The following is a 14,407-nucleotide window of genomic DNA, read 5'->3' as shown; positions in this document are numbered from 1 at the left end:
CTGGGGCGGTCCGCGCCTCCCTAGACTCATGGACGTGGTGCTCCTCGGCAGGGCCGCCGAGCAGGAGACGGTCTCCCGCCTCCTCGCCTCGGCGCGTCTCGGCCGCGGCGGCGCGCTCGTGGTCACGGGGGAGCCGGGGATCGGCAAGACCGCGCTCCTGTCCGCCGCCGTCGCGACGTCCGTCGGCGACGGCGGCGCGGTCACGCGCGTGCTCGAGGTGACGCCTGCGGAGGTCGAGCGGGACCTGCCGTTCGCGGCCCTCCACGCCCTGCTGCTGCCCGCGCTGTCCCTGCTCGACGAGATCCCCGGCCCGCAGGCCGCCGAGCTCGGGGCGGCACTGAGCCTCCGCCCCGGTGACGGCAGGGACCGGTTCGCGATCGGCGCGGCGACCCTGAGCCTGCTCTGCCGCTACGCCGAGGAGGGCCCGGTCGTCGTCGTGCTGGACGACGTGCACTGGGCGGACCGGCCGTCGGTCGACGCGCTGGCCTTCGCCGCGCGCCGCGTGCGCGACGACCCCGTCGCGGTGCTCGTCGCGGGACGCAGCGGCGAGCTCCCCGAGCCCGTGCGCGACCTGCCCACGCTCGACCTCGCCGGCATCGCCCCCGACGCCGCTGCGCGGCTGCTCTCCGCGGCGTTCCCGTCCGGGCCGTCGCGCGCGCTCGACGAGCTCTACCGGGAGACCGGCGGGAACCCCCTCGCCCTGCTCGAGCTCGCGGCCGAGCCGCTGGACGACCCGACCGCGGGCGACGCCGCGGCGGGGTTCCCGCACACCCTCCCCGAGCGGCTCCAGAGGTCCTTCGCGCGGCGGCTGGACACCCTGTCGGCGGCCGACCGGACCGTCGCGCTGGTGGCGACGCTCGCCGGCGGCGACCTCCGTCTCACCCGCGCGGCGTGCCGTCGGCTCGGCCTCGACCCCACCGGTCTGGACGATGCCGCGAGGGCGGGCCTGCTCACGGTCGAGGGCGAGCGCATCACGTTCCGCCACCCGCTGCTGCGCTCGGTCGTCTACGGGGCCGCCGACCAGGAGTTGCGCCGCCGCGTGCACGGCAGCCTCGCCGCCGAGCTCGCGCCCGTGGACGCCGACCGGCACGCGTGGCACCTGGCGGCCGCCACGACCCGGCTCGACGAGGACGTCGCGACGCTCCTCGAGGAGCTCGGCGCCCGGGCGGCGGCACGGACGGCGTTCACCGTCGCGTCGACCGCCCTCGAGCGCGCCGCTCGGCTGAGCCCGACGCCCGGTGCGGCGCGGTCGCGGCTCGTCGCGTCCGCACGGGCCGCCGCGTCCGGGGGCCTGCCCGACCGGGCGCTGGCGCTGCTGGACGAGGCCGAACCGCCGACAGGACCTCTCACGGCGCAGGGAGCGGAGCTGCGCGCCACCCTCGCGATGCGTTCGGGCTCGGCGCGCGTCGGGCTCGACCTGCTCGAGCGCGCGGCCGACCTCGCCACCGTCGACGACCGTGTCCTGCTCCTCGCGGAGGCGAGCCGGGCGTGCATGTACCTCGTCGACACGGTCGCCCTGCGTCGCGTCGAGGCACGGCTGGTCGCGTCCCTGCCCGACACGACGGACCCCGTGGCCCGTGCCGTCGGGCTCGCGTCCTCCGGGGCGTCGGGTGTCCTGCTCGGCCGAGACAGCACGTCGCGCCTCCGCACCGCCGTCGCGCTGCTGGCCGAGCACGCCGATCCCCTCGCGCACCCCGCCGCGCTGCCCTGGCTCATGCTGGCGCCGCTGTTCCTGCGCGACGCCGTCGACGGTTCGCGGCTGCGCGCCCTGGTGGACCAGGTCCGCACGCGCGTGGGCGTGGGCGTGCTGCCCGACGTGCTGTTCCACGTCGCGCGGGACCAAGCGACGTCGAACGCCTGGGAGCGGGCGGCGGCCAACTACGACGAGGCCGCACGCCTGGCCCGGGAGACCGGACAGGGCGGCGGTCTCGCCATGGCGCTCGCGGGACTCACGTGGCTCGAGTCGCGCGCCGGGCGGAGCACGGCGTGCCGGCGGCACGCGGCGGAGGCGTCGGCGCTCTGCCGCGAGCGGTCGATGCTGTTCGGCGAGATCTGGTGCGAGCTGGCGCTCGGCGACCTCGCGCTGTCGGAGGGCTCGTCGGGCGAGGCGGCGGACCGCTTCACGGCGCTCGCAGCGCGCCTCGAGCGCCTCGGCGTCGGTGACCCCGACCTGCATCCCGGGCCGGAGCTGGTCGACGCCCTGCTGCGGACCGGCCAGGCCGGCGCGGCGGGGACGGTCGCCGAGCGGTTCGCGGCCTCCGCCGCGGCCAGCGGGCGCCCGTGGACGCTCGCGCGCGCCGAGCGGGCGCTCGGTCTCGTCGCCGCCGAGGACGAGTTCTCGACCCACTTCGACGCGGCGCTCACGAGTCACGCGCAGACCCGCGACCTCTTCGAGCGCGCCCGGACGCAGCTCGCCTACGGGATGCGGCTGCGCCGGGCAGGTCGACGCGTGGACGCCCGCGTCGTCCTGCGGGACGCGCTGGGCACGTTCGACGCGCTCGGGGCCGTCGTCTGGGCGGCCGGCGCCCGGGCCGAGCTCGAGGCGACGGGCGAGAGGGTCGCGCCGCGGGAAGGGGTCGGTCCGAGCGCCCTCACGCCCCAGGAGCTGCAGGTCTGCTTGCTCCTCGCCGACGGGCGGACGACCCGCGAGGCGGCGGCGGCCCTGTTCCTCAGCCCCAAGACGATCGAGTACCACCTGCGCAAGGTGTACACGCGGCTCGGTATCCACTCCCGGGAGGAGCTCGCCGTCGTGCTCCGGGGAGCGGACCCGGCGAGCGCATAGTCTGTGCCGGTGGACGGACCAGAGCCCCGAGCCCCCCGCACGCCCCCACGTCAGGACGTGCCCGGGCGCACGAAGGGCTGGGTGATCGGCCGCGTCTCGGGTGCCCCCGTGATCCTCACGCCGTCGTGGTTCCTGGCCGCCGCGATCCTCACGGTGCTGTTCGCGCCGACGGTCGAGAACCTGGCGCCCCACCTCGGCGGCGAGCGGTTCCTCGTGTCGTTCGCGTTCGTCCTGCTGCTCTTCGGGTCGGTCTTCCTGCACGAGGTCGCGCACGCGCTCGTCGCCCGCGCCCGGGGCCAGCAGGTCACCGAGCTCGCCGTCACGCTGTGGGGCGGGCACACCGCGTACTCCGGCACGTCGGCCCGTCCGCTCGACGGCTTCCTCATCTCGGTCGTCGGCCCGCTGACGAACCTCGCGCTCGCAGTCGTGTTCTGGCTCTCCTTCCAGGCGACGGACGTCTTCTCCGTCCCCGCGCTGCTGCTGTATGCGGGCGCGTTCTCCAACGCGTTCGTCGGGTTCTTCAACCTCCTGCCCGGGCTGCCGCTCGACGGCGGGCAGATCCTCGAGTCCGCCGTGTGGGCGGCGACCGGCTCGCGGACCAGGGGCACCGTCGCCGCGGGCTGGGTCGGCCGAGCCGTCGCCGTGGGCGTCGTCGCGTGGGCGCTGCTGTGGCCGCTGTCGCTAGGTCGGCAGCCCTCGCTCTGGACCGTCGCCTGGGCGGCCCTCATCGGCGCCTTCCTCTGGTCCGGAGCGGGGCAGGCGATCGCGGCCGGGCGGACGCGCGAGGCGGTCGCGGGACTGTCGGTGCGTGGCCTCGCGCGGGCCGCCGTGCCAGTGGCCTCGGGTTCGTCAGTCGCTGCGGCCGGTCGTGCGGTCGCGCTCGCGGGCGGCCCGCACGTCCTGGCCGTGCTGGTCGACGACGCTGGGCGGACCGTCGGGTACGTCGACCCGGCCGCAGCCGCCGCGGTCCCGCCCGACGCCGCCGAGACCACGCCCGTCGGCGCGGTCGCCGTGCCGCTCCCGCCGGGTACCGCCGTGGACGCCGGGCTCGTCGGGCAGGACATGCTCGCCACGCTCGCCCGTGCCGGTCGGCAGACGGCCGTCGTCCCGGTGACCGACGGCGGCCGCGTCGTCGGCGTGCTCGAGGTCGCCCGGGTGGTCACCGCGCTCCGGGACGCACGACGGCGCTGAGCCCGTCCTCGCACGAGCCCCTCGCACGTCCTTCCCGGCCCGCGCACGACGGCGCCTGCGGGTGCGGCGCAGGCGGGCCCGTAGGATGGTCGCCCGTGACCGACGAGCCCACCGCCAGCCTGCCCGCCCAGCCCTCCGCCCCCGAGCCCGCGGACGGCCCGGGGCCTGCCGGCGCGACGGGTGCCGACCAGCGGCGCGGTCCGCTGCGGGTGGGTGACAAGGTGCAGCTCACGGACCCCCGGGGCCGCCTGCACACCATCACGCTCGCGCCCGGGGCCACGTTCCACACGCACAAGGGCTACCTCCGTCACGACGACCTCATCGGGGCCCCCGAGGGCTCGGTCGTGCGCAACACCGCGGAGATCGAGTACCTCGCGCTGCGACCGCTGCTGGCGGACTACGTGCTCTCCATGCCGCGCGGCGCCGCGGTGGTCTACCCGAAGGACGCCGGGCAGATCGTCGCGATGGCCGACGTCTTCCCCGGCGCGCGCGTCATCGAGGCCGGCGTGGGCTCGGGTGCCCTGACGATGTCGCTCCTGCGCGCCGTCGGCGACGCCGGCGACCTGCACTCGATCGAGCGTCGCGAGGACTTCGCCGCGATCGCACGCGGCAACGTCGAGAACTTCTTCGGCGGCGAGCACCCCGCCTGGACGCTCTCGGTGGGCGACCTCGCCGACGTCCTGCCCACCGTCGCCCCCGACGGCACGGTGGACCGCGTGGTGCTCGACATGCTCGCGCCGTGGGAGAACCTCGACGTCGTGGCGCGCGCGCTCGTGCCCGGCGGGGTGCTGGTCTGCTACGTCGCGACGACCACGCAGCTGTCCCGCCTCGCCGAGGACCTGCGCTCGGACGGCCGGTACGCCGAGCCGGTCGCGTGGGAGTCGATGGTCCGCGGCTGGCACCTCGAGGGGCTCGCGGTGCGCCCGCAGCACCGCATGATCGGGCATACCGGGTTCCTCCTCACGGCGAGGCGCCTGGCGGACGGCGTCGCACCGCCCGAGCGCAAGCGCCGGCCCGCGAAGGGCGCGTACCCGACCGACGCGGAGCAGTGGTCCCCGGAGGAGCTCGGCGAGCGCCCCGTGTCCGAGAAGAAGATCCGCCGCGTGCGGCGCGACGTCGGGCAGGCGCCCGGCGATGCGGCGGTCGCCGGTCCGGGTGCTCGGTCGGACGCCGGGCCGGACGCTGGGTCGGACGCGGCGGAGGGCCTCGCGGACGACGTGCCGGGTGCGTGACGTTCCGGTAACGATCGGCACCGCGTCGTCTCACGGTGGGTGTCGTCCGTGTACGCGGACGAGAATTGTGCCTAAGGTCTAGACCCGATCGCCGGTGGTGGCCGACCACGGCACGGGCGCGGCGTACGCCGCGCGCCGTCCGGCCGCCCGCGGCGACCGGGTGAGCCGCCGGCGAGAGGGGAACACCCGATGAGCGAGACATTCGGCCGAAGCGACGAGGGCGCGCCCAGCGGCGCGCGAGAGCTCGCGCTGCTCTCCGCGAAGAACGAGAGGCTCGCGGAGGCGCTGCGCGCCGCGCGGGACCAGATCCTCGACCTCAAGCGCCAGATCGACGACCTGGCCAAGCCCCCGGGCACGTACGCGGTGTTCCTCGCGGCGCACCCGGACGGCTCGGTCGACGTGTCCGCGTCGGGTCGCAAGATGCACGTGGGCGCGAGCCCGAGCCTCGACGTCGAGCGCCTGCGCCCCGGCCAGGAGGTCAAGCTCAACGAGGCCATGACGGTCGTCGCCGCCGGTGGCTACGAGCGCACCGGCGAGATCGTCACGGTCAAGGAGGTGCTCGACGCCGACCGCGCGCTCGTCGTCGGGCGCGCCGACGAGGAGCGCGTCGTGCGCCTCGCGGGCTCCGTCGCGCACACCGCTCTGCGTGTCGGTGACTCCCTGACGATCGACACGCGCTCGGGCTTCGTGTTCGAGGTCATCCCGAAGTCCGAGGTCGAGGAGCTCGTCCTCGAAGAGGTCCCGGACATCCGGTACGAGGACATCGGCGGGCTCGGCCCGCAGATCGAGCAGATCCGCGACGCCGTCGAGCTGCCGTTCACCCACCCCGACCTGTTCCGCGAGCACGGGCTGCGCCCGCCGAAGGGCGTCCTGCTCTACGGCCCGCCCGGCTGCGGCAAGACGCTCATCGCCAAGGCCGTCGCGAACTCGCTCGCGCACACCGTCGCGCGATCCCGCGGCGAGGACGTCGAGCCCGGCACGGCGAAGAGCTTCTTCCTCAACGTCAAGGGCCCGGAGCTGCTCAACAAGTACGTCGGCGAGACCGAGCGGCACATCCGGCTGATCTTCGCCCGGGCGCGCGAGAAGGCGTCCCAGGGCACACCCGTCGTCGTGTTCTTCGACGAGATGGAGTCCCTGTTCCGCACGCGCGGCACGGGTCTCTCCTCCGACGTCGAGACGACGATCGTGCCGCAGCTCCTCTCGGAGATCGACGGCGTCGAGCGGCTGGACAACGTCATCGTCATCGGCGCCTCGAACCGCGAGGACATGATCGACCCGGCGATCCTGCGCCCGGGACGCCTCGACGTGAAGATCAAGATCGAGCGGCCCGACGCCGAGGGGGCCAAGGAGATCTTCGCGAAGTACCTCACCGACGACCTGCCGATCCACGCGGCGGACCTCGCCGAGCACGGCGGCGACGAGCGCGAGGTGCTCGATGCGATGATCCGGTCCGTCGTCGAGCGCATGTACTCCGAGGACGAGGAGAACCAGTTCCTCGAGGTCACCTACGCGAGCGGCGACAAGGAGATCCTCTACTTCAAGGACTTCAACTCCGGCGCGATGATCCAGAACGTCGTCGACCGCGCGAAGAAGTCCGCGATCAAGGACCTCCTCGCCACGGGCCAGCGCGGCATCCGCGTCGACCACCTCCTCTCGGCGTGCGTCGACGAGTTCAAGGAGAACGAGGACCTGCCGAACACCACCAACCCCGACGACTGGGCGCGCATCAGCGGCAAGAAGGGCGAGCGCATCGTCTTCATCCGCACGATCGTCCAGAAGAAGGGCGAGGGCGGCTCCCCGCGCACCATCGACACCGTCACGAACACCGGCCAGTACCTGTAGCGCGTCGCGGGTTCGCGGTTGGCGGGGTGCGCCGGGACGTGGCACTCCGGGGCGGCCGTGCCGCGGCGTTGGTGGCGCCGGGGCGTGGCACTCCGGGGCGGCCGTGCCGGGTCTACCATCCGCGGTGCTCGTTCCTCGCACCGCTCCCGCCAGACCCGCCACGACCCGGCACGGCCGCCCCTCCGGCCACGCCCCGGCGCCGTCGCGTACTGACCTCACCGAGCGCGTTGGCGAGGGACCGGACGAGCGGGTGGGGCGACGTCGCGCACTGCGACGTGGTGAGGGACCGGACGAGCGGGTGGGGCGACGTCGGATGCGAAGGGCGTCAAGGCCGCGCTCCTAGAGCCCACGGCCGAAAGACTGTGGCGACGGCGCGGACAGCCCGAGCACCGACGGCGCGCCACCCGTGGTGGCGACCTGCGTTCGCCGTGGACAGAGCCGACGCGTCGTCGCAGGTGCGGCTTAGGGTGGGCGCGTGAGCGTTCGACGGGTCATGGGGATCGAGACCGAGTACGGCGTGCTGCAGCCGGGCCAGCCCCTGGCGAACCCGATGCTCATGTCGAGCCAGGTCGTCACGACGTACCGGGCGCTCGCGGCGCGCAGCGACGGGGCCCGGGGCCGGGCGCGCTGGGACTACGACGACGAGGACCCGCTGCAGGACGCGCGGGGGTTCCACGTGCCGCGCGCGTCGGCGCACCCGTCGCTGCTCACGGACGACCCGGCCGCGCCGGCGCCGTCGGGACCGGTCGCGGGGGACGGGGCCGACGAGAAGGACGCCTCGTTCCAGGAGGTCGCGCGGCCGACGACGGAGGAGTACGACGACCCGAGCGCGGCGAACGTCATCCTCACGAACGGCGCGCGGTTGTACGTCGACCACGCGCACCCCGAGTACTCGTCACCCGAGGTGACCGTGCCGCACGACGTGGTGTGCTGGGACGTCGCGGGGGAGCGCGTGATGCTCGCGGCGTCGCGGGAGCTGGCGAACGCGCCGGGCGCCCCGGTGGTGCTCTACAAGAACAACGTCGACGGCAAGGGCGCGAGCTACGGCACGCACGAGAACTACCTCGTGGACCGTGCGGTGCCGTTCGGCGTGATCGTCGAGATCCTCACGCCGTTCCTCGTCACGCGGCAGGTGTTCGCGGGGTCGGGACGGGTCGGGCTGGGCCCGACGGGAGACGGGGACGGGTTCCAGGTCTCGCAGCGCGCGGACTACGTCGAGGCCGAGGTGGGTCTGGAGACGACGTTGCGGCGCCCGATCGTCAACACGCGCGACGAGCCGCACGCGGACCGGCAGCGGTGGCGGCGGCTGCACCTCATCATCGGCGACGCGAACCTCTTCGAGACGGCGACGTACCTCAAGACGGGCACGACGTCGCTCGTGCTGTTCGTCGTCGAGCATCTCGAGGAGCTCGGTGCCGCGCTGAGATCGCGCCTCGCGGGCCTGCGGCTGGTCGACCCGGTGGCCGACGTGCAGCGCGTGAGTCGTGACCTCGACCTGACGCAGCGGCTGCGGCTCGCGGACGGCCGCACGCTCACCGCGCTCGAGATCCAGCGCGAGTACCTGGAGGTGGCGGCGGAGGCGTCGCGGCGCCTCGCCGGGGAGGACGGCCCCGACGCACCGACGCGCGACGTCCTGGAGCGCTGGGACTCCGTGCTGACGCGCCTCGCGACCGACCGGGAGTCGTGCGCGCGCGACGTCGAGTGGGTCGCGAAGCTGCGGCTCCTCGACCGGTTGCGCGAGCGCGACGGTCTCGACTGGGGCCACTCCCGGCTCGCGGCGCTCGACCTGCAGTGGTCCGACGTACGGCCGGAGCGCGGCATCTATCACCGCCTGCTCGCGGCCGGGGCGGTCGACCGGGTGGTCACGGAGCGCGAGGTGGGCGCGGCGGTGCACCACGCCCCGGAGGACACTCGCGCGTACTTCCGCGGCGAGGTCATGGCGCGGTTCGGGGACCAGGTCTCGGCGGCGAGCTGGGACTCGGTGATCTTCGACGTGCCGGGATCGCCGTCGCTCCAGCGCGTCCCGATGATGGACCCGCTACGGGGCAGCCGCGCCCACATCGGTGCGCTGCTCGACGCGAGCCCCGACGCGGCGTCGCTCCTGGCGGGTCTCGCGGCACCGGGGTGACGCTCAGGAACTAGGCTGGACGCACGACGGCGCCCCGCACGGGGCGTCGCGTGCGAGCAGGAACCGCTCGCGGCCGGGCCGCGTGCGGGTCGGAGGACGAGCGCCGGTCACGACCGGCGGACGAGGAGGCCACCATGGCGGGTACGGAACGCACCCACGCGTCGCACGAGGACCGTCGCCCCGACGACGAGCCGGACGTCCCGGAGGTCCCCACCGCGCCGCAGGCGCAGTCGCGCGACGCCGAGGTGGACGCCCTCCTGGAGGAGATCGACGAGGTCCTGGAGACGAACGCGGAGTCCTTCGTCCGGGGCTTCGTGCAGAAGGGCGGCGAGTAGGAAGGGTGGCGGACCGCTGATGAGCACCCACCAGCCCGACCGCCTGCCCGGGCGGCTCCCCGACGCGTTCACGACCCCCGGGTCGTCGTCGTTCCTCGACTTCCTCTCCGGCCACGCCCCGGACCTGCTGCCGTCGCACCGCGCGGCGTCGCACGCCGGCTCGGGCGCCGCACCGGCGGCCCCGCACGCGACCACGATCGTGGCGTGCACGTTCGGGACCGACGGCGCGGGCGGGGTCGTGATGGCGGGTGACCGGCGCGCGACGATGGGCTCGATGATCGCCCATCGTGAGATCGAGAAGGTCTTCCCGGCGGACGAGTTCTCCGCCGTCGGCATCGCCGGCACGGCCGGCCTCGCGGTCGAGCTCGTGCGCCTGTTCCAGCTCGAGCTCGAGCACTACGAGAAGATCGAGGGGACGTTGCTGTCGCTCGACGGCAAGGCGAACCGCCTGTCGACGATGATCCGGCAGAACCTCGGCATGGCGATGCAGGGCCTCGCCGTGGTGCCGCTGTTCGCGGGCTTCGACCTCGACCGCGGGCAGGGCCGCATCTTCTCCTACGACGTCACGGGCGGGCGCTACGAGGAGCGCGAGCACCACAGCGTGGGCTCGGGGTCGGTGTTCGCGCGCGGCGCGCTGAAGAAGCTGTGGCGTCCGGGCCTGGACCGCGACGCGGTCGTCCGGGTCGCCGTCGAGTCGCTGTACGACGCCGCGGACGACGACTCCGCGACCGGCGGTCCGGACACGGTGCGCCGGATCTGGCCGGTCGTCGCCGTCGTGACGGGAGCGGGCTACGAGCGGGTCCCGGAGACCGAGCTCGAGGCGGTCGTCGAGGAGATCGTCGCCGAGCGTCGCGGCCTCGCCGGGGGCGGGCGCGGCACGGCCGAGCAGGGAGGTGACCTCGCATGACGATGCCGTTCTACGTCTCGCCCGAGCAGCTCATGAAGGACCGGGCCGACTTCGCGCGCAAGGGCATCGCCCGGGGCCGCTCCGTCGTCGTGCTCGCGTACGAGGACGGGATCGCGTTCGCGACGGAGAACCCGTCGCGCGCGCTGCACAAGATCTCGGAGATCTACGACCGCATCGCGTTCGCCGCGGTGGGCAAGTACAACGAGTTCGAGAACCTGCGGGTCGCGGGGGTGCGCTACGCCGACCTGCGCGGCTACTCCTACGACCGGACCGACGTCAACGCGCGGGGTCTCGCGAACGCCTACGCGCAGACGCTCGGCACGGTCTTCACGACGGAGTCCAAGCCGCTGGAGGTCGAGCTCGTCGTCGCCGAGGTCGGGCCGACGTCCGCGCAGGACCAGATCTACCGCATCTCCTACGACGGGTCCGTGGCCGACGAGCAGGGCCACGTCGTCATGGGCGGGCAGTCGGAGCAGCTGGGTCGCATCCTCGACGACGCCTGGCGGCCCGGGCTCTCGCTCGGCGAGGTGCTGCGGCTGGCCGTGCGCGCGCTGGGGTCCGGCGGAGAGGGCGAGCAGCCGCGGGGGATCGCCGCGAACCAGCTCGAGGTGGCCGTGCTCGACCGCACCCGACCGCGGCGTGCGTTCCGACGCCTGTCGGGGACGGTGCTCGACGAGCTGCTCCAGGCACCACCCGGCGAGACCCCGGCGACGGGCGACGACGCCGAACCCGCGCCCGGCGCGGCGGACGAGGGGTAGGACGGCATGGACCGCAGGATCTTCGGGATCGAGACGGAGTACGGCGTCACGTGCGCGTCGGACGACGGCCGCGGGCTCTCGGCCGACGAGGTCGCGCGCTACCTGTTCCGCAAGGTCGTCGCGTGGGGTCGCTCGTCCAACGTGTTCCTGCGCAACGGCTCGCGCCTGTACCTCGACGTGGGCTCGCACCCGGAGTACGCGACCGCCGAGTGCGACGACGTGCGCCAGCTCGTCGCCTACGACCGCGGCGGGGAGCGGATCCTCGAGGGTCTCGTCGCCGACGCACAGCAGCGGCTCGAGCACGAAGGGCTGCCCGGCCGGATCCACCTGTTCAAGAACAACACGGACTCGGCAGGCAACTCGTACGGGTGCCACGAGAACTACCTCGTGCGCCGCCAGGGCGACTTCGCGCGGCTCTCGGACGTGCTCGTGCCGTTCCTCATCACGCGTCAGGTCCTCACCGGCGCGGGGAAGGTGCTCTCGACCCCGCGGGGCGCCGTCTACTGCCTCTCGCAGCGCGCCGACCACATCTGGGAGGCGGTGTCGAGCGCGACCACGCGCTCGCGGCCCATCATCAACACGCGCGACGAGCCGCACGCCGACGCGGAGAGCTATCGGCGGCTCCACGTGATCGTGGGTGACTCGTCGATGGCCGAGACGACCACGATGCTCAAGATCGGCACGACCGACCTCATCCTGCGCATGATCGAGGCCGGCGTGCCGATGCGGGACCTCGCGCTGGAGAACCCCATCCGCGCGATCCGCGAGATCAGCCACGACATGACGGGCAAGCAGCCCGTCCAGCTCGCGAGCGGGCGCACGGTCACCGCGATCGACCTGCAGGGCGAGTACCTGCAGCGCGTCAAGGAGTTCGTCGAGGCCGGGGTCTCCCCGACGCCGGTCGTCAAACAGGTCCTCGACCTGTGGGAGCGCGGGCTGCGCGCGCTCGAGTCGGGCGACCTCTCGCTCGTCGACCGCGAGCTCGACTGGGTCATCAAGTACCGGCTGATCCAGCGTTACCAGGCCAAGCACGGGCTCGAGCTCGACGACCCGCGCATCGCCCGGCTCGACCTCGCCTACCACGACATCTCGCGCACCGAGGGCCTGTACAACCTGCTCGCGGCTCGCGGCATGGTCGAGCGGATCACCACCGACCTCGAGGTCTTCGAGTCGACCGCGGTCCCGCCGCAGACGACGCGCGCGAAGCTCCGCGGCGACTTCGTGCGCGCCGCGCAGGAGGCCCGCCGCGACTACACGGTGGACTGGGTACACCTCAAGCTCAACGACCAGGCGCAGCGCACGGTGCTGTGCAAGGACCCTTTCCGCAGCGTCGACGAGCGCGTGGAACGACTCATCGAGTCGATGTGACGTGCGGGGCGTGATGTGAGGACAGTGGTTCCGACGGTCGTGCGGCCTCTCGCGGGAACGGCACGGCCGGTACGACGGCGCGCGCGCGGTGCGGGCGTGACCGTGCTGGTGCTCGCCGCGGCCCTCCTGCTGGGGGCGTGCGAGGAGCCCGAGGACACGCCGTCGACGCCGGCGAACACCGCGCTCGAGGTGACCGGTTCGGCGGGCTCGCCGCCGACCCTCGAGTACACGCCGCCGCTCGACGTGCCTGAGGTGCGTTCAGAGGTGCTGTGGCCGGGGACGGGGCGCGAGCTCGCGGACGGCGACCCGGTGCTGCTCAACCTCTACGCGCAGGACGCGCGGGACGCCACGGTGCTGCAGAACACCTACGCCGACGCCCCGCAGTGGCTCGCGCTCGACGACTCCTCGGTGGGCGGCGAGCTCGCCGACGAGCTCCGCGGGCAGCGCGTCGGGGCGCGCCTGCTGCACGTGGAGGAGGACGACGGCGTCCCCGTCGTCCTCGTCGTCGACGTGCTGCCGACCCGGGCGGACGGGGAGGCCGTCGCGCCCGAGGCGGCCGAGGGCGTACCGACGGTGACGCTCGCCGAGGACGGCGCCCCGACGATCACGATCCCGCCGGACGCCGCGCCGCCGGGCGACCTGGGGATCCGGCCGCTGATCCGCGGCGACGGGCGGCAGGTCGAGGCGGGCCAGGTCGTCACGGTCCGCTACACGGGGGTGCGCTGGTCGGACGGCGAGGTGTTCGACACCTCCTGGGCGCCGGACGCCGCCCCGTCGTCCGTGATGATCGGCCTCGGCGAGGTGATCGAGGGCTGGGAGCAGGGACTGCTCGAGCAGTCGGTGGGCAGCCAGGTCATGCTCGTCGTCCCGCCGGAGCTCGGCTACGAGGGCACCGCGAGCCCGCTCGCGGGCGAGACGCTCGTGTACGTCGTCGACATCCTCGACGCGCACTTCCCCGTGACGGCGGAGGAGGCGGCGGGCGGAGCGGGCGGCACCGACGGCGCCGAACCTGCCGCGCCCGACCAGACCGGCGACGCGCCGGCCGACCAAGGAGAGACCTCATGACCGTCGCGATCCGCGTGATCCCCTGCCTCGACGTCGACGCGGGCCGCGTCGTCAAGGGCGTCAACTTCGAGAACCTGCGCGACGCGGGCGACCCCGTCGAGCTCGCGTCCCGCTACGACGGCGAAGGCGCGGACGAGGTGACGTTCCTCGACGTCTCGGCGTCGTCCGGCGACCGTGAGACGACGTACGACGTCGTGCGCCGCACGGCCGAGCAGGTGTTCGTCCCGCTCACCGTGGGTGGGGGCGTGCGCGCGGTCGAGGACGTGGACCGTCTGCTGCGCGCGGGCGCGGACAAGGTCGGGGTGAACACCGCGGCGATCGCGCGACCGGAGCTCATCGCCGAGATCGCCGACCGGTTCGGCAGCCAGGTGCTCGTGCTCTCGGTCGACGCCCGGCGTGTCACCGGGGAAACGGCCACGGACTCCGGCTACGAGGTGACGACCCACGGCGGACGACGGGGCACCGGGATCGACGCGGTCGGCTGGGCCGCGCGTGCGGCGGAGCTCGGCGCGGGGGAGATCCTGCTCAACTCGATGGACGCGGACGGCACGACGGCGGGCTTCGACCTGGAGATGTTCGCCGCGGTGCGCCGCGAGGTGCGCGTGCCGCTCATCGCGAGCGGTGGCGCCGGCACGCCGGAGCACTTCGTCGAGGCGGCGCGGGCGGGCGCGGACGCCGTCCTCGCAGCCAGCGTGTTCCACTTCGGCGCCCTGACCGTGGGTCAGGTCAAGGACACGCTGCGCGAGGCCGGCATCGCCGTGCGCTGAGGCCGGCCGGACCGGACGGGGTGCCGTTTCCC

General features: G+C 74.1%; 11 protein-coding genes. All 11 read left to right on the top strand.

Annotated features, from left to right (window positions below; all coding sequences use genetic code 11):
• The first annotated feature begins 28 nt into the window (after positions 1-28).
• The 11 genes from V5D56_RS15050 to hisF all read left to right on the top strand — a co-directional run bounded on the left by V5D56_RS15050 (position 29) and on the right by hisF (position 14,375).
• Positions 29-2,782: a helix-turn-helix transcriptional regulator gene (locus V5D56_RS15050; RefSeq protein ID WP_435736100.1), complete on the top strand. Its 2,754-nt coding sequence runs from the start codon at positions 29-31 to the stop codon at positions 2,780-2,782.
• Positions 2,783-2,839: 57 nt separating this feature from the next.
• Positions 2,840-3,973 carry a site-2 protease family protein gene (locus tag V5D56_RS15045; RefSeq protein WP_435736099.1) on the top strand — a complete coding sequence of 378 codons (1,134 nt, stop codon included), beginning with the start codon at positions 2,840-2,842 and terminating at the stop codon, positions 3,971-3,973.
• Positions 3,974-4,092: 119 nt separating this feature from the next.
• Entirely contained in the window at positions 4,093-5,205 is a 1,113-nt protein-coding gene (locus tag V5D56_RS15040) for a tRNA (adenine-N1)-methyltransferase (protein WP_435739052.1), read from the top strand.
• Positions 5,206-5,394: 189 nt separating this feature from the next.
• Entirely contained in the window at positions 5,395-7,047 is a 1,653-nt protein-coding gene (gene arc / locus V5D56_RS15035; protein ID WP_435736098.1) for a proteasome ATPase, read from the top strand.
• A gap of 493 nt (positions 7,048-7,540) precedes the next feature.
• Positions 7,541-9,175: a depupylase/deamidase Dop gene (gene dop / locus V5D56_RS15030; RefSeq protein ID WP_435739051.1), complete on the top strand. Its 1,635-nt coding sequence runs from the start codon at positions 7,541-7,543 to the stop codon at positions 9,173-9,175.
• A 134-nt stretch (positions 9,176-9,309) separates the two neighbouring features.
• Positions 9,310-9,510: a ubiquitin-like protein Pup gene (locus V5D56_RS15025; RefSeq protein ID WP_435736097.1), complete on the top strand. Its 201-nt coding sequence runs from the start codon at positions 9,310-9,312 to the stop codon at positions 9,508-9,510.
• A 19-nt stretch (positions 9,511-9,529) separates the two neighbouring features.
• Complete coding sequence (prcB, locus tag V5D56_RS15020; protein WP_435736096.1) at positions 9,530-10,417, top strand: proteasome subunit beta; 888 nt, start codon at positions 9,530-9,532, stop codon at positions 10,415-10,417.
• Positions 10,414-11,175 (top strand): proteasome subunit alpha, encoded by a 762-nt coding sequence (prcA, locus tag V5D56_RS15015; RefSeq protein WP_435736095.1) that lies wholly within the window; start codon positions 10,414-10,416, stop codon positions 11,173-11,175. The genes prcB and prcA overlap by 4 nt, the downstream gene beginning before the upstream one ends.
• A 6-nt stretch (positions 11,176-11,181) precedes the next feature.
• Positions 11,182-12,543 carry a Pup--protein ligase gene (pafA, locus tag V5D56_RS15010; protein ID WP_435736094.1) on the top strand — a complete coding sequence of 454 codons (1,362 nt, stop codon included), beginning with the start codon at positions 11,182-11,184 and terminating at the stop codon, positions 12,541-12,543.
• Between the two features lie 96 nt (positions 12,544-12,639).
• On the top strand, positions 12,640-13,608 hold the full coding sequence (locus V5D56_RS15005; RefSeq protein WP_435736093.1) for an FKBP-type peptidyl-prolyl cis-trans isomerase: 969 nt from the start codon (positions 12,640-12,642) through the stop codon (positions 13,606-13,608).
• A complete protein-coding gene (gene hisF, locus V5D56_RS15000) occupies positions 13,605-14,375 on the top strand; it encodes an imidazole glycerol phosphate synthase subunit HisF (protein WP_435736092.1) in 771 nt (256 codons plus the stop codon). The genes V5D56_RS15005 and hisF overlap by 4 nt, the downstream gene beginning before the upstream one ends.
• The last annotated feature ends 32 nt before the right edge of the window (positions 14,376-14,407 follow it).

The organism is Cellulosimicrobium sp. PMB13, assembly GCF_051294865.1.
GTDB lineage: Bacteria > Actinomycetota > Actinomycetes > Actinomycetales > Cellulomonadaceae > Cellulosimicrobium.
Note: the sequence above shows the minus strand (reverse complement) of the source record. Positions and strands in the feature narration are given on the sequence as shown.

Coding starts and splice junctions, on each gene's coding strand:
- V5D56_RS15050 (WP_435736100.1), top strand. CDS start 29: ATGGACGTGGTGCTCCTCGGCAGGGCCGCCGAGCAGGAGACGGTCTCC.
- arc (WP_435736098.1), top strand. CDS start 5,395: ATGAGCGAGACATTCGGCCGAAGCGACGAGGGCGCGCCCAGCGGCGCG.
- dop (WP_435739051.1), top strand. CDS start 7,541: ATGGGGATCGAGACCGAGTACGGCGTGCTGCAGCCGGGCCAGCCCCTG.
- V5D56_RS15025 (WP_435736097.1), top strand. CDS start 9,310: ATGGCGGGTACGGAACGCACCCACGCGTCGCACGAGGACCGTCGCCCC.
- prcB (WP_435736096.1), top strand. CDS start 9,530: ATGAGCACCCACCAGCCCGACCGCCTGCCCGGGCGGCTCCCCGACGCG.
- prcA (WP_435736095.1), top strand. CDS start 10,414: ATGACGATGCCGTTCTACGTCTCGCCCGAGCAGCTCATGAAGGACCGG.
- pafA (WP_435736094.1), top strand. CDS start 11,182: ATGGACCGCAGGATCTTCGGGATCGAGACGGAGTACGGCGTCACGTGC.
- hisF (WP_435736092.1), top strand. CDS start 13,605: ATGACCGTCGCGATCCGCGTGATCCCCTGCCTCGACGTCGACGCGGGC.